Origin of the sequence: Caballeronia arvi (genome assembly GCF_001544695.2) — a bacterium.
In the GTDB taxonomy this organism is placed as follows: domain Bacteria; phylum Pseudomonadota; class Gammaproteobacteria; order Burkholderiales; family Burkholderiaceae; genus Caballeronia; species Caballeronia arvi.
This window is the reverse complement of sequence record NZ_FCOM02000018.1, coordinates 20,712-38,977: the sequence shown is the minus strand read 5'-3', so window position 1 is coordinate 38,977 and position 18,266 is coordinate 20,712. Positions and strand designations below refer to the sequence as shown.

The following is an 18,266-nucleotide window of genomic DNA, read 5'->3' as shown; positions in this document are numbered from 1 at the left end:
ACGAGGCGCGCCGCTCATGGGCGAAGCAACGGAAAAGATGCTCCGGCGGGCAATTTCGAGAAACGAGCCTGCGCGGGGGGAGGTCGGCGAGTGGACCTGAAGACCCCGTCCGGCAAGGGTTTCGACGACCCGGACGTGAATACGAAGTGAATTCTAATACACACTTGTATCTGAATGCAAAGCCGGATTTGTAAGCCGCGCGGTGCTACACTTTGGGAATGAAACCAGTCCGTCTCACCCGCGAGCAAAGCCGTGATCAGACGCGTCAGCGCCTGCTCGATGCTGCGCAGGCGGTGTTCACCAAAAAGGGATTCGGCGCGTCGAGCGTCGAAGATGTCGCCGCCGACGCGGGCTATACGCGCGGCGCGTTCTATTCGAACTTTTCGAGCAAGGCCGAGCTTTTGCTCGAAGTGCTCAAGCGCGATCACGAAACGATCATGGCGCGGCTTTCGACGCTCTTCGAAGATGGCGAAGCGTCGCGCGCGGACATGGAAGCGCGCGTGTTGCAGTACTACAGCGAGTGCTATCAGAACAACGCGTGCTTTCTGCTGTGGGTCGAAGCGAAGCTGCACGCGAGCCGCGACGCCACGTTCCGCGCGAGCTTCAATGCGCTGATGCGCGAGCTGCGTCAGACCACGACCGATTACATCCGCGCATTTTCCGAGCGCGTGGGCACGCCGCTCACGATGCCCGCCGAACAGATGGCGCTCGGCCTGATCGCGTTGTGCGACGGCGTCCAGTTCTTCTATTCGTCCGACCCGCAATCGGTGCCCGCGCAGTTCGCCGAAGACGTGCTCGGGCAGTTCTTCCGGCGTGTGGTATTGAGCGGCGGCGCGGAGTAGAGCGGCTTCATCGGCTCGCGAGTTGACAACGGCCGAATGGCGCGCATGAATTCGATAGGCTAATCTTTGCGCGAGAGCCGGAGAAGCCGCTTGCAGCACCCCGAATTCGTTCGCGTTTCTCGCGAAACGGGAATGACATCCCTGGAGGGAATCTCCATGAGCGCATTCACGCGGCGCATCGACGTGGGGCATGTCCTGACTTACGTTCGCGCGTGGATGATTGCGCTCGCCGTCTTCACCGGAGGCGCGTCGGCGGCGCCGCTGCCCGCGTCGATGCAGGGCATCATTTCGAACTGGGCGGCCTCGGCGCCGCAGACGGCTTCTGCGCCCACGCCCGCGAGTCAGGCCGAAATGGTGCGCTCGCTGAACACGCTGATCGCCACCTTCGACAACGATGCGCAACGCACCGCGTTCGTCGCGCAACTGAAGATGCTGCGCGACGCGATGCAGAAGACCGCGCCGCCCACGCCCGCACCGGTCGCGGGCGACCTGCTCGGCGCGATCGCATCGGGCATTGCGTCGGTCGAAACGAATTTCAGCGATGGCGTCACGCCGCTGCGCTTCTGGAGCGCGCGTTCCAGCGCCGCCGCGGGCGAGTTGCGGGCGATCGGCGCCGATGCGAAAGGCGAATCGATCGGGCGGATCGTTGCAGGCATGAGCGCGACGCTCGCGGGCTGGGGCCTGTGCGCGTTCCTGCTGATCCGCCTCCAGCGACACCTCTTCGCGCGCTATGGCCGCGAGGTCTCGCTCGCACCGAATCCGACATCGATGGAACTGCTGTACTTCGCGTTGCGGCAGACCGGGCCGTGGGTCGTCGCGTTCATCGCGGTATTGCTCTTCGTTCGCGGCATGCCCGAAGCGCTTGGCCGTACGCTGGGCCTCGTCATCGCTTACGCGATCGTGGCGGGTTCGATCTTTTCCGCGATCTGCATGATCGTGTTTTCGATCTTCAGCACCGCGCATCGACGTGTCGCCGTGCAGCAGTTGCTCGCGCGCACGTTCTGGCCGCTCTTTGCGATCGGCGCATGCGGCGCGCTCGGCGATGCGACCGCCAACGCCGATGTCACGCGTCAGCTCGGACCGAATCTCGCGGGCGTCGTATCGACCTTCGCCACGCTGACGGCGGCCGTGCTGAGCGGCTGTTTCGCGCTCGTCTACCGGCGGCCCGTCACGCATCTGATCCGCAACCGGCCGTATGCGCGCCGGCGCGATCATCAGTTCGCGACCGAAGCGCTCGATATTCTCGCTTCGCTATGGCATATCCCGATGCTGCTGATCGCGGCGGCGGCGATCGTGGCGATCATCGACGGGCGCGGCGCGGAAGGCGACGTGCTGCGGCCTTCGCTGCTCAGCGCGGCGCTGCTCGTTTTGACGCTGTTCGCGTCCGCGCTGATGATGCATCTCACCCGCCGCCGCGATACGCGTGCGCAGCGGCGCGCGCCGCATCTCACGCGGCTTCTGCGCTTCGGCTGCACGCTGGTCGTACTGCTGATCTGGCTCGCGTATCTGCGCTTCGAGCTGGAGCTATGGAGCGGGCCGATCGCGCGGCTCATCAGGCACAGCGCGTTGACGCCCGGCTTCAGGCATACGCTCATCGCCGTGGTCGCGACGGTGTTCGGCGCGTGGTTCATCTGGATACTCATCGACAGCATCGTTCTCGAAGCGCTCGGGCCGAACAGCTCGCGCAGCAAGGCGCTCAGTCCCGGCGTGCGCGCCCGCACGATGTTGCCGATCGTGCGCAACGGCATCTTCGTGACGGTCGCGACGCTCGCGGCCATCGTCGCCTGCGCGACGCTCGGCATCAATCTGACGCCGCTGCTCGCCGGTGCCGGCGTGATCGGTCTCGCGGTCGGCTTTGGGGCGAAGTCGCTCGTCACCGATCTCATCACGGGGCTATTCATCATCGTCGAGGAGACGATTTCGGTCGGCGACTGGATCGATATCGACGGCCACGCCGGCACCGTGATGGACCTCACGATTCGCACGGTTCGCTTGCGCGACGGTCAGGGCGCGGTGCACACCATTCCGTTCTCGCAGATCAAGATCGTGAAGAACCTGTCGCGCGATTTCGCGAATGCCGTATTCGAAATCCGGGTGCCGTTCAGCGCGAAGATGGACGACATCAGCCGCATGATCGTGGAAGCGGGCGCGGAGCTGATGGCGGACTATCGCTATCGCAATGAAATACTCGGGCCTGTCGAGATCTTCGGGCTCGAACGCTTCGAGACGAACTGCGTCGTGGTGAAAGGGCAGATCAAGACGCGGCCGTTGCAGCAATGGAGCGTGGCGCGCGCGTTCAATGCGCGACTCAAGCTGAAGATGGACGAAGCGGGCTTCGAAATGCTGCTGCCGCAAATGCAGCTCCATGCCGCGCCGAGCGGGCGCGGCCAGACGGAGAACCGTCATGCAGCGGATGCCCCGGCGCAGCCGGAGCTCCGCGTGCTCAAAGAATCCCCCTGATCAAAACGGCCAGACCCATTCGGCGATCTCGGGCTTGTCGGTGCCGTGCGTATGCGCGTATTCCAGATGACGGATGATCGCGTTTCGCATGTCTTCCCGCAAATGCGTGGCCCGGCTTTGCAAACGCGGCACGCGATCGAGCACGTCGATCACGAGATTGAAACGATCCGCCTGATTGAGTATCGCGAGTTCGAGCGGCGTGTTGATGTTGCCTTTCTCCTTGTAACCACGCACGTGCAGATTTTCATGATTGTGGAAGCGATAAGCGAGCTTGTGGATCAGCCACGGATAGCCGTGAAAGTTGAAGATCACGGGCTTGTCGAGCGTGAAGAGGCTGTCGAATTCGCGCGCGCTCGATCCGTGCGGATGCTCGGTGTCGGGCTGCATCCTGAAGAGATCGACCACGTTCACGAAGCGCAGCTTCAACTCGGGCAGGCGTTCGCGCAGAATCGCGGCGGCGGCGAGCGCTTCCTGCGTCGCGACATCGCCGCATGAAGCGAGCACGACATCGGGCTCTTCGCCTTCGTCGGTGCTGGCGCGCCGCCATACGCCGATGCCTTTCGCGCAATGCACGATCGCTTCGTCGATGGTCGCGAACTGCAAATGCTTCTGCTTGTCCGCGACGATGATATTGATGCAGTCGGTCGAGCGCATGCACTGATCGGCCACGACGAGCAACGTGTTGGCATCCGGCGGCAGATAGACGCGCGTGACGGACGGGCTCTTGTTCGTGACGAGATCGATGAAGCCGGGGTCCTGATGCGAGAAGCCGTTATGATCCTGCCGCCATACGGTGGATGAAAGCAGAATCGTTTCCGACGACACCGACGCGCGCCACGGCACATGGTTCTTGCAGATATCGAGCCATTTCGCATGCTGATTGAACATCGAGTCGATCACATGCGCGAAGGCTTCGTAGGTATGGAAGAAGCCGTGGCGTCCCGTCAGCAGATAGCCTTCGAGCCAGCCGAGCAAGGTATGCTCGGAGAGCATCTCCATCACGCGGCCGTCTCGCGAGAGTTCGCCGCCGTCCTCGTCTTCGGGCAGAAAATCCGCCATCCAGACTTTCTTGCTGACTTCATAGATGGCCTGAAGCCGGTTCGATGCCGTTTCGTCCGGGCCGAACACGCGGAACGTCTCCATGTTGCAGCGCATGATGTCGCGCAAAAAAGCGCCCAGCGGACGCGTGTTTTCATGCAGGATCTTGCCGGCCTGACTCACATCGACGGCGTAGTCGCGGAAGTCGGGCATCTTCAGTTCCTTGCGCAGCATGCCGCCGTTCGCGTGCGGATTCGCGCTCATGCGCCGCGCGCCGCCGGGCGCGGTCGCCCTGATTTCGGCACGCAGCCGGCCGGTTTCGTCGAAAAGCTCTTCGGGCTTGTAGCTCTGCATCCAGCGCTCGAGCACGGCGAGATTCGCCGGATTGCTATGCACATCTGAGAACGGCACCTGATGCGCGCGCCACGAGCCTTCCGCCTTATGGCCGTTGATTTCCTTCGGACCGGTCCAGCCCTTGGGCGTGCGCAGCACGATCATTGGCCAGCGCGGCCGTTCCGTGTCACGGCCGTTGCGTGCCTTCTTCCAGATCGCGTGAATATCGGCGATGGCGGCATCGAGCGTTTCCGCCATCTTCCCGTGCATCTCCGCATGATCGGAGCCTTCGACGAAATACGGCCGATAACCATAGCCGACGAACAAGGCTTCGAGTTCCTGATGGCTGATGCGCGCGAGGATCGTCGGATTGGCGATCTTGTAGCCGTTCAGGTTCAGGACCGGCAACACGGCGCCGTCGCGCGCGGGATTGATGAACTTGTTCGAATGCCATGCCGTCGCGAGCGGACCGGTTTCCGCTTCGCCGTCGCCGACGACACACGCGACGATGAGCTCAGGGTTATCCAGCGCGGCGCCATAAGCATGCGAGAGGCTATAGCCGAGCTCGCCGCCTTCATGGATGGACCCCGGCGTTTCAGGCGTCACGTGCGAGCCGATATGACCGGGAAAGGAAAACTGCTTGAAGAACTTCTGCATGCCCTCGGCATCTTGGCTTTTGTCCGGATAAACCTCGGAATACGTGCCTTCGAGATACGCCGGGCCGAGCACGCCGGGCGCGCCGTGACCGGGGCCGGCCATGAAGATCACATCGAGGTCCTCACGTCTGATCACACGATTCAGATGCGCCCATACGAACGACAGTGCGGGACTCGCGCCCCAATGGCCGAGGAGACGCCGCTTGACGTGGTCCGCTTTAAGCGGCTCGCGCAGGAGCGGATTGTCGGCGAGAAAGATCATGCCCGCCGATAGATAGTTGCACGCGCGCCACCAGGCATCGACGAGGCGAAGTTCATCGCCTTCGAGAGCGGCGGAATGCGATGCACCATTTCGGGAATGCTTGCTCATCGAAACGTCTCCTTTGCGGCGAAGGGTTATCGGAACTTGGGGAATGTCATGCGCGGATTGCGCTCTTCAAGATAGTGCTTGCGCGAGCACTTGTGAAACCGCTTTGAAGGGCGTTGCGCGAGGCCGTTGCGATTCCCTGCACGATCGATCACTTCATTGCCAGGAAATCCATCGTTGAATGAATTAAAATGCTTTAATAACGCTGAGGTTTTCTCGACAGTAGCGTCTTTCAGGCATTCGATGACACGCAATATCCGAAGATATTGGTTTGCCGGCATCGTGGCTTTTCTCGTCGGCAGCTTCGCATCAGCCAGTGAACACACTCGCGTGATTCCCATTTCGCGAGTTGCGGCGAATGTACTGTTCTTTCCTTATCCCGCCATTGTCTCGACCGCGGCCGCGCACCCGGTCAGGCCGCAGCGCCTGCGCTATCTTTTCAGAGGCATGGACGTGCTGGACGCGGTCACGCTATCGAAGTATGACAACAGCATTCATCCCGATCTGGGCCAGGTCGCCCGGCTTCAACCGCAGCCGCCATCGCCGACTTCCGTGCCGGCGCCGGTAAAGCCGCGGGACGGTATCGCGAGCGCAGAAGACGAATGGCACTTCCATGCGAATCCACAGCTCGGCGTGAATCACGAGCACGAGAAAGGGATGACTTTCTCCGTGCGACGCGACTTTTGAGCGATTCATATCGCTGCTGTTTTCTCATAGCCACGCAGTGATTTTTTTAGTTGCCGGTTGGCGATGCAGTCGCATAAAGTGGATAAAGCGCGCTGCGTCAATTCATGACATCGATGGAGCCCAGGCAAATGAACAAGTTGCTTATATCCGGTGCGACGACGATGCTCGCGCTGGCCGGCGCGGCGCATGCGCAAAGCAGCGTGACGCTCTATGGACTGATCGACGCGGGCGTTACTTACACGAACAATCAGATCAACACGACGGGTGCCGGACACAGCAACTGGGAGCTGAAGAGCGGGCCCGTGCAATACAGCCGCTGGGGCTTGCGCGGCGCGGAAGATCTCGGCGCCGGACTGAAGGCCATCTTCAACCTGGAGAACGGCTTCAACCTGAACAACGGGCAGAACACGTCGAGCAATCGCATCTTCAACCGGCAGGCTTATGTGGGCTTGTCGAGCCGCGACTACGGCGTGCTCACGTTCGGCCGTCAAACCGACGATATGGTCGACTTCGTCGGGCCGCTCTCGCTGACCGGCACCGAATATGGCGGCACGCATTTCGCGCATCCGTTCGATATCGACAATCTCAACGATTCGTTCCAGATCAATAACGCGGTGAAGTATCAAAGCCCGGATTTCGCGGGATTCAAGCTCGGCGCGATGTACGGTTTTTCGAATCAGGCCGGCGGTTTTTCCAACAATCGCGCGTATAGCCTCGGCATGTCGTATATGTGGGGCCCGCTGAACTTCGGCGCGGCATTCCTGCAACTCAACAGCGACGCGCAAACGCCCGCGCAGGTCAACGCGAACGGCGCCGTCACCGATACGAGCGGCTCATCGCTGCAAGGCGTGCTGACATCGAACGCGGTTCCTCTGGGCGTGCTGTCGAGCCGTCAACAGACGTGGGGCGCTGGCGTGAACTATGCATTCGGCCCGGCCGTGGCGGGCTTCGTTTATACGCAGACGAATCTCACGCAGTTGTTCCAGACCGGAGCCAGCACGCACTTCCAGAACTTCGAGGGCAATCTGCGTTATGCGCTGACGCCTGCGGTCGAGCTCTCCGCCGCCTATACCTACACGCGCGCGAGCGCGCTTTCGGGCGGCGGCAATCCGCACTGGAACCAGGTCAGCGCGATGGCCGGCTACAGCTTCACGCGGCGCACCGATGTCTATGTTCAAGGCGTGTGGCAGGGCGTGAGTGCGAGCAGCGGTTCGCCGTTGGGCGTCGCGTGGATCAACGGCGTCACCGCGCCGTCGTCCACGAGTAATCAGGTCGAGGCGACGGTCGGATTGCGGCATCGCTTCTGAGCGTCGCGCTTCATTGCTTCGCGGACTTTCGAGCCTCGCGCAGGAGCCAGTCGCGAAACGCGGCGAGCCGTGGCAGGCTCGCGCGATCGGGCCGATACACCACGTAATAAGCAAGCGGAGACGCGAACAAAATCTCCGGAAAGAGCCGGATCAATCGACCTGCGGCTAGATCGTCGCGCGCCATCACGCTGCGCGCGAGCGCGATGCCATGTCCATCGATCGCGGCCTGCAGCACGGCGGCAGAATTGTTGATCTTCATGCCGCGACTGACTGCCGCCTTCTGCACGCCCGCATTTACAAGCCACGCGCTCCACGACGCGAAGCCCGCCTGACTGTCGACGGAAAGATCGTGAATCAGCGTCTCGCGTGCGAGTTCGCGCGGCTCGCGCCATTTCGCACGCTTCGCTAGCTGCGGCGAGCAGACGGGATAGATCTCTTCGTCCATCAGCTTGTCGGCGATCAGCCCCGGCCACGTCCCCGCGCCATAGCGCACGCCGATATCGATGCCTTGAGCGAGAAAATCGAGCAGCTTGAGGCTCGTGTCGAGGCGCACGTCGGTGTCGGGGCACGCGGCCTGAAAACGTTCGATACGCGGCAACAGCCATTTGGCCGCGAAAGCGGGGCTGACCGTTACCGTCAGCACGCCGTTCGACGATGCTTCCTTCAGGCATTCGAGGCCGAGCGCGAGACGATCGAAGCCCGCGCGGATATCCGGCAGCGCACGCTCGGCAGCCTCGGTCGGCACGAGCCGCGCGCGGCCTTGCGCCGCACGAACGAAGAGGGACGTGCCGAGCCATTCTTCGAGGCCGCGCACCAGTTGACCGACCGCCGCTGGCGTTACGTTGAGTTCATCGGCTGCGGCGGAAAAGCTTTGATGGCGCGCGCTCGCTTCGAAGGCGCGCATCGCGTTGAGATAAACGGGCTGTTTCATGTCGCAAAGATTTTCTATCAATGATGGACAGAATATCTCATTTGTGAATGCCTTCGAATCTGCCGAAAATCTGCGCTTTGATCCGGATTCGAGGCATCACCATGAGCCATAGTTTTTCTTCCAAAGTCGCCATCGTCACCGGTGGCGGATCGGGCATCGGCAAAGAAGTCGCCGCGCGGCTCGTCGAGGCGGGCGCGAATGTCGTGATCGGCGGACGCGATGAAGGCAAGCTCCGGCAAGCCGCCGCGGACATCGATCCGACCGGCGCGCAGGTGCGTCATCACGCGGGCGATATTGCAATGCCCGCGACCGCATCGGCGCTCGTCGCGCTGGCGACGGAAGCCTTCGGCGGCGTCGATATCCTGATCAACAACGCGGGCGTGTTCCGGCCGAAGGCGTTCCTCGACGTGAACGAGTCGGAGTACGACTGGTTCCTCGACACCATTCTCAAAGGCAAGTTCTTCATGGCGCAGGCTGCCGCTCGCGCGATGCAGCAGCGCGGCTCAGGCGCGATCGTGCAGACGGGCTCGCTATGGGCGCTGCAGGCGATAGGCGCGACGCCTTCAGCCGCTTATTCGGCGGCGAATGCGGGTGTGCACGCGCTCACGCGCAACTTGGCCATCGAACTGGCGGCGTCGAACATCCGCATCAATACGGTCGCGCCCGCGGTCGTGGAGACGCCTGTCTACAACACCTTCATGACCGACGATCAGGTGAAAGCGACGTTGCCCGCGTTCAACGCGTTTCATCCGCTCGGACGCAACGGCCAGCCCGCTGACGTCGCCGAAGCAATTCTGTTCCTGGCATCGCCCAGTGCCGCGTGGATCACGGGCACGGTGCTTCCCGTCGACGGCGGCGTGATGGCCGGCCGTCACGCGTGACGGGTCGCTTATGACGCAGGTGCAGAAGTTCAGATTGTGCGAATAAAAATAAGTATGGCGAAGCAAATCGTCATGCGGCCGATTGCGTGCCTGTATCGACACGGTATGCGCGGTGCAGCGGCGGGCGCATCGTGATCGTTTCGATGTCCGCGCGCGGCCGATGCCGATACTTGCGGCCCCATCCGGTCACGGGGTCCGCATGTTCGTTCGCGCAGAAGTTCTCGAACTCGCGCCACGCTTCTTCGTAATCGCCTGCGCGTGCGAGTTCGAACTGATGCCCGTCCGTCGCGCACGACGCGACGTTCATGAATTGCTTCAATATCGGCCGGCATGCGTGGCTGATGTACGGGTCCGCTTCTTCTCTCGGCCATTCGTTCGCGGCGATGAGCATCTGACGCCACGCGAGGATGGTTTCGCGGCACGCGTCGCATTGCGCGTCGCCCTGAATGAGCGCGCTCGCCTCGAGAACGGCGATCGCGTGCTCTTCGAACTTCGACAGCTTGATCCAGGCGGCGCGCGCGAGCGAATCGGGCAGGCCGTCGTCGCAGTCGATGAGCGGGTTGCTCGCGTCGGCCGGCGGATCGGCCTTCATGACGATGCCTTCTTCGTGAAGCATCACGCGCACGCCGAAATCGGCGACTAGCATCGCGAGACGGCATCCCCAGCGCATGCTCATGTCGCGAAGCCAGGCTTCGTCGGACGTTCGCAGCGCCGCGGCGATTTCTTCGCGCGCATCGGCGAGCCAAAGACTCTGCGCAACCCCATCTGTTCGACTCATGGCGTCATCCCGATGCGAGCGGAAGGGTTAGCTTAACTCGCGTGACGCAAATGCGCGTGACAGCAGAGATCGTCTAGTTTCCCCGCGCCACCGCATACCGCCGCGCAACTTCCTCCCAGTCGATCACGTTATAAAACGCCGCGATGTACTCCGGCCGCCGGTTCTCGTACTTCAGGTAATACGCGTGCTCCCACACATCGAGCCCCAGAATCGGCGTGTTGCCCGAGGCGATGCCCGTCATCAGCGGACTGTCCTGATTGCCGGTGCTTTCGATCGCGAGCTTGCCCGACGCGTCGACATTGAGCCACGCCCAGCCGCTGCCGAAGCGCGTCAGCGCGGCTTTCGTGAACGCGTCTTTGAAGGCGTCGAAGCCGCCGAGGTCCTTGTCGATGGCCTCGGCGATATCGCCGCTGGGCGCGCCGCCGCCATCGGGCGACATGATCGTCCAGAAAAGACTATGGTTCGCGTGCCCGCCGCCGTTGTTGCGCACGGGCTGGCGGATCGCTTCGGGCAGCGCGTCGATCCGCGCAATCAGCGTCTCGACGGATGCATCCCGATGCGGCGACTTCTCCAGCGCCGCATTCAGATTGTTCACATAAGTCTGATGATGCTTCGTGTGATGAATCTCCATCGTGCGGGCGTCGATGTGCGGCTCGAGCGCGTCGTAGGCATAGGGCAGGGGAGGCAGGACGTAAGTCATCGGAAATCTCCTTTCGGATCGATGGATGAGTTCAGTGGCGCGCCGCGCTCGTGCCGTGAAGCGCGGCGTCGGCGTCGGCGATGGCTCGCGTGATGAGCGGATGCGGCCCGTGCCGCGCGAGGTGACGAATCAGCGCGACATAGGTTTCGCGGCTGTGATGCAAGGCGGCCCGCCGGAGCGGCATGGGCCGCCCGGCGTCGAGAGACAGCGCGATCAGCGTTTCGTGCGCGCGGCACAGCAGCGGGGCGGCCGCGTTCGGATCGCCGTCGGCGACGCGCAGATCGGCGTAGTTGTGATACGAGACGACGAGCGCCGCGAGGCAATCGTCCGTGCGGCCCGCGGGCGGCGCGTCGATCAGACATCGCGCGATCGATAGCGCCCGCTCGTAACCGGCCCGTGCCAGCGCGGTCTGCCGGTCGCGCTCGGCCGTTACGGCTTGCCGCATCGCGGTTTCCCATAGCGGCAGGCTCGGGCTTTCCGCGACCGGCGCATCCGGGGCAAGGTCTGCAATCTGTCGATGATGCATGGCGAGGGCTCCTGTTCCATCGCCCTTTGCGTCGACCGGAGGCCTGCGTACTCGGGTTGGTTAATGATAACCATTATCATTTGAGCTTGCCAACCACGCTGGTTGCGTGGGCATGTTCTACTTGGCTTTCCACCGCAAGAACAAGGAAGCGACTTTGGCCAGCCGACCTCTCGAAAGCCAGACGCGGGCGCACGCCGTTGCGTCGCAGGCGAGCCCTTGCGATGAGCTCGTCATCCGCGCGCAGCCCGTCGCGACCGATCGTCCGTGCCGGTGCAAGCGCCTCGCGCTGGCGGCGACGATCCTCGGCTCGAGCATGGCGATGATCGACGGCTCCGTCGTGAATGTCGCGTTGCCGTCGATACAGCGCGAGCTCGGCGCGAGCATCGCGGCGATGCAATGGGTCGTCGACGCCTATCTGCTGTTTCTCGGCGCGCTCGTTCTCGTCGGCGGCTCGATGGGCGACAAGCTCGGCCGGCGCAAGGTGTTCATCGCGGGCATCGCCATTTTCACGGTCGCGTCGGCGGCGTGCGGCGCGGCGCCCGGCATGAGCTGGCTCATCGCGGCGCGCGCGTTGCAGGGCATCGGCGCGGCGCTGCTCGTGCCGGGCAGTCTCGCGATCATCGGCGCGGTGTTCGAGGGCGAAGCGCGCGGACGCGCCATCGGCACATGGGCGGGCGTGGGCGCGATCACGTCGTCGATCGGGCCGGCGGCGGGCGGCTGGCTCGTCGACGCCTGGTCGTGGCGCGCGATCTTCTTCCTCAATCTGCCGCTCGCCGCCGCGACGATCCTGCTGGCGCTCGCATCGGTGCCCGACAGCCACAACGCCGACGCCCCGCAGACGCTCGACTGGCCCGGCGCCGCGACCGCCGCGGCGGGATTGGCGGCGCTCACGTTCGGCCTCACGGAAGCGCCGTCGCGCGGCTTCGCCGATCTGCTCGTACTCGGCATGATCGGCGCGGGCATCGTGCTGCTCGCAGCGTTCGTCGCGATCGAAGCGACATCGCGCGATCCAATGGTCCCGCTCGACATCTTCCGTTCGCGCGATTTCAGCGGCGCCAATCTCGTCACGCTGCTGCTTTATTTCGGGCTCGGCGGCGCGCTGTTTTTTCTGCCGTTCACGCTGATTCGCGCGTACGGTTACAACGCGACCGAAGCAGGCGCGGCGGTTTTGCCGATGCCGCTCATCATCGGCCTGCTGTCGCGCTTCACGGGCGGGCTGACGGGGCGCTTCGGCGCGCGCACGCTGCTGATCGCGGGGCCGTGCGTCGCAGGCATCGGCTTCGCGATGCTCGCGCTGCCGTTCGTCGCGGGCAGCTATTGGGCGGGTTTCCTGCCTGCGCTCGTCGTGCTCGGGCTCGGTCTGACGATCACCGTCGCGCCGCTGACGACGACCGTGATGGCTTCGGTGCCGGGCGAGCGCACGGGCGTCGCATCGGGGATCAACAACGCGGTCGCGCGCGTGGCGAGCCTGCTCGCGATCGCCGTGCTCGGCATCGTGTTCGTCTGGTCGCACGATGCGGCCTTGTCGGCGCGGCTCGACCGCTTGCATCTGCCGCGTCAGGGCATGCATGTGCTCGATGCCGATGCAAACCCGTCCGCGCCCGCGACGCCGCTCGCCCGCGCGCAGGCCGATTCGATCGCCGATGCACTGCGCGCCGTCGCGCTGTTGTCCGCCGCGTGCGCGTTCGCCGCGGCGGGCGTTGCGGCGGCCACGATCCGTCGCAACAAATAAAAAAATCCCGATGTCGCCATCGGGATTCAAGGCACCGCTGAGAAGCTCTTCTTAATGTCCGGCGTGCACCGGTTGTTCGATGGCCTGCGTCGCGCGCTTTTGCAGCTCTTCGGTCGTCTTGCCTTCGCCGTTCGGCAGCCAGCCCGGAGGGCGCAGCAGGAAGCCGACTGCATCCGACACGCTCTTCGCGTTGAACATGTCCTTCACGAGGCTGACCCAGTGCTCCATCTCGACGACGATCGGGTTATGCGAGGTGACAGGCGTCGTGAGACCGTAGACGCAGGGCTCCTCGGCGCGCTCTTCCACGTAGGTGCCGAACAGGCGGTCGAAGATGATCAGCACGCCGCCGAAGTTCGCATCCAGATACGTCGCGTTCGAAGCATGGTGTACACGGTGCGCCGACGGCGTGTTGAACACATATTCGAGCCAGCCGAGCTTCGGAATCCACGTCGCATGCAGCCAGAACTGATAGAGCAGGTTGATCGACACGACTGCGAGCACCACGTCCGGCTTCACGCCGAACCACACGAGCGGGGTGAAGAAGATGGCCGAGCCCGCGATCTTGGTCAGCCAGCCGAGCCGGTACGCGGACGAGAGCGTCAGCTGGTTCGGCGAATGATGGACCGCGTGATTCGCCCAGAAGAAGCGGATCGTGTGCGACGCGCGGTGATACCAGTAGTAGCAGAACTCCTGTCCGATGAAGAGCAGAAAGATCGTGAGCGCGGTGTTGGACGTGACCGTGTGGATGCGATGCTCCCACGCGAAGTTGAAGACCGGCGTCGCGAGCGAGATCGGCACGAACGTGAGCAGCTTGCGGCCGACGAGATCGACGAGCGAGATCCAGGTCTCATGCCAGTCGAAGGCCTTGTCGGTGCCCTTGTGCTTGAAGTGCAGGACGACGGCTTCGATCATCGACGCGGTGAGGACGATGCCCATCGCGTACAGCGAGATTTTTCCGAGCAGTTCCAGTTCCATGTTTGTTCGCCTTGGTGGGTGGTTGCGAATGAACCCATTGTGGCGATCGGCCTGGTTAAAAACCACGCACAAACTATTTCATGGAATGTCATGGCCCGCCCGCAAAGCCTTGTCGCACAAGGGACGGGCGTTTCGGGCGAGTTATGTCGAAGTGTGTCGGCGGCGTCTGTTTCGCGCGAAGGGTAAGCGCCTTACGAAAACCTTGTATAACGCGATCAACATCGATAAAATGCGAACAATTCCTATTTACATAACATCGAAACGATGATTACGTTTGCGCACGGCGGCTGCTTCGGAAATTTGCGGGCATGAGGCCGGTGCTGGTTCGCCTGCATCGATGGCTCGGCGTCGCGACCGCGCTCTTTCTGTTCGTCTCGGGTCTCACTGGCGCGATCATCGCGTGGGATCACGAGATCGACGAGATCCTCAATCCGGCGTTCTTTCACGCGCGCACTGACGGCCCCCCGCTGCCGCCGCTCGAACTCGCGCGCCGCGTCGAGGCCGCCGATCCGCGCGTCGAAGTGACGTATATGCCGCTCGGCTTCGAGCCGGGGCATACCGCGCAGATGATGATCATGCCGCGCGCGAATCCGGCGACGAATGCGCCCTATGACGTGCCGTACAACCAGATCGCCGTCGATCCGGCGACGGGGCAGGTTCAGGCACAACGCATGTGGGGCGCGTTCTCACTCGCGCGCATCGACCTCATGCCGTTCCTCTACAAGCTGCATTACACGCTGCATCTGCCGATCGTCGGCGGCTTCGATGTCGGCACATGGCTGATCGGCATCGTCGGAATCATGTGGTTCCTCGATAGCGGCATCGCGCTGATCCTGTCGTTTCCGAGCGTGAAGGCGTGGCGCAAGTCGTTCGCGTTCCGCGTCAGGCGCGGCGGCTACGCGCTCACGTTCGACCTGCATCGCTCGGGCGGCGTGTGGATCTGGGGTCTCTTGCTCGTGATGGCGCTCACATCGATCTCGATGAATCTCGCCGAGCCCGTGATGCGCCCGGTCGTGTCGATGTTCTCGAAGCTCTCGCCGTCGTTCCTCGACAACCCGGAACTCGTCCGCGCCGGCCCGCCGGGCAAGCCGCTCGCCACGCGCGAACAGATTCTCGCCGCCGCCGCCCGCGACGCGCAGCGCCAAAAGCTCACCGAGCCGATGGGCGCGCTCTACTACGCGCCGATGTTCAAGGCCTACGGCGTCGGCTTCTTCGCGCCCGGCAACGATCACGGCGACATGGGTCTCGGCAACGCCTGGCTCTACTACAACGGCCAGACGGGCGCGCTCGCGGGCTCGAACATTCCAGGCCGCGGCTCGGCCGGCGACATCTTCATGCAGGCGCAATTTCCGCTGCATTCGGGGCGCATCGTCGGCCTGGGCGGGCGGATTCTCGTGAGCGCGGTGGGCATCGCCGTCGCGGTATTGAGCGCCACCGGTCTCATCATCTGGTTCAGAAAGCGCGCGGCGCGTCGTCATTCTGCGGCGGCTGCGAGCGCCCGCGCGGCCTGCGGAGGCTCGCTCACATCCTGAGCGAATCAGTCGAAAGCCGCGCCCATGCTCGAATAAAGCTCGACAAGAACGCCCGACGCGGGTGGGATGTTGCGTTCGTGCAAATTCTTTCGATTCTTGAATGATAACGACTCTTATTCACCTATAATCCGCGCATAACTCAGTCTTGCCCGTCACCACGTCGCTCCTTGCGCACGGTGACGCGACTCAGAACAATGCCGCCCGGATTCCATTCGCGCCCCGGGACGGAAGATCGACCAACATCGTAGTTTCCGCATCCATGTCCGCTTTACGTTCGTCTTTCCCGCAGGCTGCGCCTGTCCGGGCGCTGTCTCATCGCGCCGTCATCGTCGCCGCTGTCGCGATGGTCTTTTCCCTGTCGGCGCACGCGCAATCGGCCGACACCGCCGATAGCAACGCCACCGCGCCGCAGGACAGCGCGTTGCCGGCCGTCAAGGTTCAGGCATCGAAGGAACCGCTTCCCGGTGATCTCGCGCCGACGTTCGCGGGCGGGCAGGTCGCCCGCGGCGCGGATTTCGGCGTGCTCGGCCAGCAGAACATGCTCGACGTGCCGTTCAGCATGACGACCTACACGTCGAAGCTGATCGAAGATCAGCAGGCGCGCACCATCGCCGATGTGCTGGCCAACGATCCGTCCGTTCGTACTGCGTATGGTTTCGGCAATTTCTCGGAAACGTACGTGATTCGCGGCTTCGAGCTGCAAGGTGACGATATTTCGCTGAACGGGCTGTACGGCATCACGCCGCGCCAGCTCGTCGCGACGGATGCGCTCGCGCGCGTCGACGTGTTCAAGGGCGCGAATGCGTTCCTGAACGGCGCGTCGCCGAATGGCTCGGCGGTGGGCGGCGGCATCAACCTGCAACTGAAGCGCGCCGACGACAAGCCGCTCACGCGCGTGACGCTCGACGGCACGGCATCGGGCGAGATCGGCGCGCATATCGATATCGGCCGGCGCTTCGGCAGCGAAGGGCAGTTCGGCATCCGCGTGAATCAGGCGAATCACGACGGCGAAACGAGCATCGACGGCGAACACCGCCGCGACAACACGACGGCCGTTTCGCTCGACTGGCGCGGCGACAAGCTGCGTCTCTACGGCGATTTCCTGTATCAGCGCCAGCGCATCAACGGCGGCCGCCCGACCGTCAACGACTTCGCGAACTTCATCCCCGGTCCGCCGGCGGCCACGTACAACTACGCGCAGACGTGGAGCTTCAGCTCGATCGAGGACACGGTCGGCATCCTGCGCGCCGAGTACGATTTCCTGCCCGGCTGGACGGCCTACGTGACGGGCGGCATACGTCATACCGACGAGCAGGGCGAATACTCGTCGCCGAGCATTCAGGCGAACGGCTCGACCACCGCGACGCGCCTGGGCGTGCCGCACAAGGAAGACGGCACGTCGGCGGAAGCGGGCGTGCGCGGCCACTTCAACACCGGGCCGGTGTCGCATTTCGTGACGGCAGGCGCATCGATCGTGCGGGTCGATTCGATGTCGGCGTTCACGTTCAGCAGTTCGTTCCCGACGAGCCTCTACGACACGCCGCAAGTGCCGTATCCGCCGACGATCCTGACGGGCGGCAATCTGGCCGACCCGCAGACGACGGCATTGAATCTGATGCGCAGCATCGCCGTGTCCGACACGCTCGGCTTCCTGAACGACCGCGTGCTGTTCACCATTGGCGCGCGCCATCAGGAGTTGCTGTCGAACACTTACGCGTACACCGGCGCACAGACGCGCAACTACAACGATTCGATCACGACGCCGGTGTTCGGTCTCGTCGTCCGGCCGACGCAAAACGTCGCGCTGTTCGCGAACCGCAGCGAAGCGCTGACGATCGGCGATGCCGCGCCCAATACCGCGGTGAACTTCGGCGATCAACTGCCGCCGGCGAAGTCGAAGCAATGGGAAGTCGGCGCGAAGTACGACAACGGCCAGTACGGCGCGTCGTTCGCGGCGTTCCAGATCGAGCGGCCGCTCACGTTCGTGAACAGTGCGAACGTCTTCGTCGCGGACGGGACGCAGAAGCATCGCGGGCTGGAGGCGTCGATTTACGGCGAGCCGATGAAGGGCGTACGCCTGATCGCGGGTGCGACCTACCTGCACGCGACGCAGGAAGACACCGGCAGCGGCGCGACCGACGGCAACAAGCCCATCGGCGTGCCGACGATGATGTTCAACGTCAACGCAGAATACGACGTGCCGGTGCTCACCGGCCTCACGCTGACCGCGCGCTGGATCCACACGGGCTCGCAGTATCTGAACGTGACCAACACGCTCGCGATTCCCGCATGGGACCGCTTCGACCTCGGCGCGCGCTATGCGACCGTGCTGTTCGGCAAGCCGACGACGTTCCGCGCGAGCGTGCTGAACGTGGCGAACAAGTCGTACTGGTCGTCGACGATCGGCGGTTATCTGACGCAGGGCGCGCCGCGCACGCTGCTGTTGTCGATGACGACGGATTTCTGAGCGGTCCTCGCCACTGGCACAAAACAAGCGCCGCGCGTTCACAGGAGCGCGCGG

At 63.5% G+C, this 18,266-nt stretch carries 14 protein-coding genes; 8 read left to right on the top strand and 6 right to left on the bottom strand.

Translation table 11 applies throughout. The annotated features are described in order from the left end of the window. Positions 1-218 precede the first annotated feature (218 nt). Together AWB74_RS20655 and AWB74_RS20650 are read left to right on the top strand one after the other, a co-directional pair. A complete protein-coding gene (locus AWB74_RS20655) occupies positions 219-842 on the top strand; it encodes a TetR/AcrR family transcriptional regulator (protein ID WP_061148601.1) in 624 nt (207 codons plus the stop codon). A 156-nt stretch (positions 843-998) separates the two neighbouring features. Continuing rightward, positions 999-3,302 carry a mechanosensitive ion channel family protein gene (locus AWB74_RS20650; RefSeq protein WP_061148600.1) on the top strand — a complete coding sequence of 768 codons (2,304 nt, stop codon included), beginning with the start codon at positions 999-1,001 and terminating at the stop codon, positions 3,300-3,302. On the opposite strand, the gene AWB74_RS20645 is transcribed toward AWB74_RS20650, so the two are convergent. After that, complete coding sequence (locus AWB74_RS20645) at positions 3,303-5,699, bottom strand: phosphoketolase family protein (RefSeq protein WP_061148599.1); 2,397 nt, start codon at positions 5,697-5,699, stop codon at positions 3,303-3,305. It abuts the gene before it with no gap. Between the two features lie 174 nt (positions 5,700-5,873). Here AWB74_RS20645 and AWB74_RS20640 point away from each other — a divergent pair, with 174 nt between their 5' ends. Both AWB74_RS20640 and AWB74_RS20635 read left to right on the top strand, forming a co-directional pair. Then, positions 5,874-6,383: a hypothetical protein gene (locus AWB74_RS20640; RefSeq protein ID WP_235024637.1), complete on the top strand. Its 510-nt coding sequence runs from the start codon at positions 5,874-5,876 to the stop codon at positions 6,381-6,383. 128 nt (positions 6,384-6,511) lie between these two features. After that, positions 6,512-7,690, top strand: a complete 1,179-nt coding sequence (locus AWB74_RS20635) for a porin (RefSeq protein ID WP_061148598.1) — start codon at positions 6,512-6,514, stop codon at positions 7,688-7,690. Between the two features lie 10 nt (positions 7,691-7,700). Here the strand turns inward: AWB74_RS20635 and gcvA are convergent, their stop codons facing one another. Continuing rightward, positions 7,701-8,621: a transcriptional regulator GcvA gene (gene gcvA / locus AWB74_RS20630; RefSeq protein ID WP_061148597.1), complete on the bottom strand. Its 921-nt coding sequence runs from the start codon at positions 8,619-8,621 to the stop codon at positions 7,701-7,703. A gap of 101 nt (positions 8,622-8,722) precedes the next feature. Here gcvA and AWB74_RS20625 point away from each other — a divergent pair, with 101 nt between their 5' ends. Then, positions 8,723-9,502 carry an SDR family NAD(P)-dependent oxidoreductase gene (locus tag AWB74_RS20625; protein WP_061148672.1) on the top strand — a complete coding sequence of 260 codons (780 nt, stop codon included), beginning with the start codon at positions 8,723-8,725 and terminating at the stop codon, positions 9,500-9,502. A 70-nt stretch (positions 9,503-9,572) separates the two neighbouring features. Here AWB74_RS20625 and AWB74_RS20620 read toward each other — a convergent pair whose 3' ends face one another. The 3 genes from AWB74_RS20620 to AWB74_RS20610 form a co-directional block, all read right to left on the bottom strand. Further along, on the bottom strand, positions 9,573-10,280 hold the full coding sequence (locus AWB74_RS20620; protein WP_061148596.1) for a hypothetical protein: 708 nt from the start codon (positions 10,278-10,280) through the stop codon (positions 9,573-9,575). Between the two features lie 73 nt (positions 10,281-10,353). Continuing rightward, entirely contained in the window at positions 10,354-10,980 is a 627-nt protein-coding gene (locus AWB74_RS20615; protein WP_061148595.1) for a superoxide dismutase, read from the bottom strand. A 31-nt stretch (positions 10,981-11,011) separates the two neighbouring features. Further along, positions 11,012-11,506, bottom strand: coding sequence for a hypothetical protein (locus AWB74_RS20610; RefSeq protein WP_061148594.1), 495 nt, complete (start codon positions 11,504-11,506; stop codon positions 11,012-11,014). A gap of 154 nt (positions 11,507-11,660) precedes the next feature. On the opposite strand from AWB74_RS20610, the gene AWB74_RS20605 reads away from it, so the two are divergent. Continuing rightward, a complete protein-coding gene (locus AWB74_RS20605; protein WP_061148671.1) occupies positions 11,661-13,238 on the top strand; it encodes an MFS transporter in 1,578 nt (525 codons plus the stop codon). A gap of 51 nt (positions 13,239-13,289) precedes the next feature. On the opposite strand, the gene AWB74_RS20600 is transcribed toward AWB74_RS20605, so the two are convergent. Next, a complete protein-coding gene (locus AWB74_RS20600; protein ID WP_200822005.1) occupies positions 13,290-14,213 on the bottom strand; it encodes a sterol desaturase family protein in 924 nt (307 codons plus the stop codon). Between the two features lie 308 nt (positions 14,214-14,521). Between AWB74_RS20600 and AWB74_RS20595 the strand changes: the two genes are divergently transcribed. Together AWB74_RS20595 and AWB74_RS20590 are read left to right on the top strand one after the other, a co-directional pair. Next, complete coding sequence (locus AWB74_RS20595; RefSeq protein ID WP_061148593.1) at positions 14,522-15,745, top strand: PepSY-associated TM helix domain-containing protein; 1,224 nt, start codon at positions 14,522-14,524, stop codon at positions 15,743-15,745. A 259-nt stretch (positions 15,746-16,004) separates the two neighbouring features. Next, positions 16,005-18,212, top strand: a complete 2,208-nt coding sequence (locus tag AWB74_RS20590; protein WP_061148592.1) for a TonB-dependent receptor — start codon at positions 16,005-16,007, stop codon at positions 18,210-18,212. Positions 18,213-18,266: the final 54 nt, after the last annotated feature.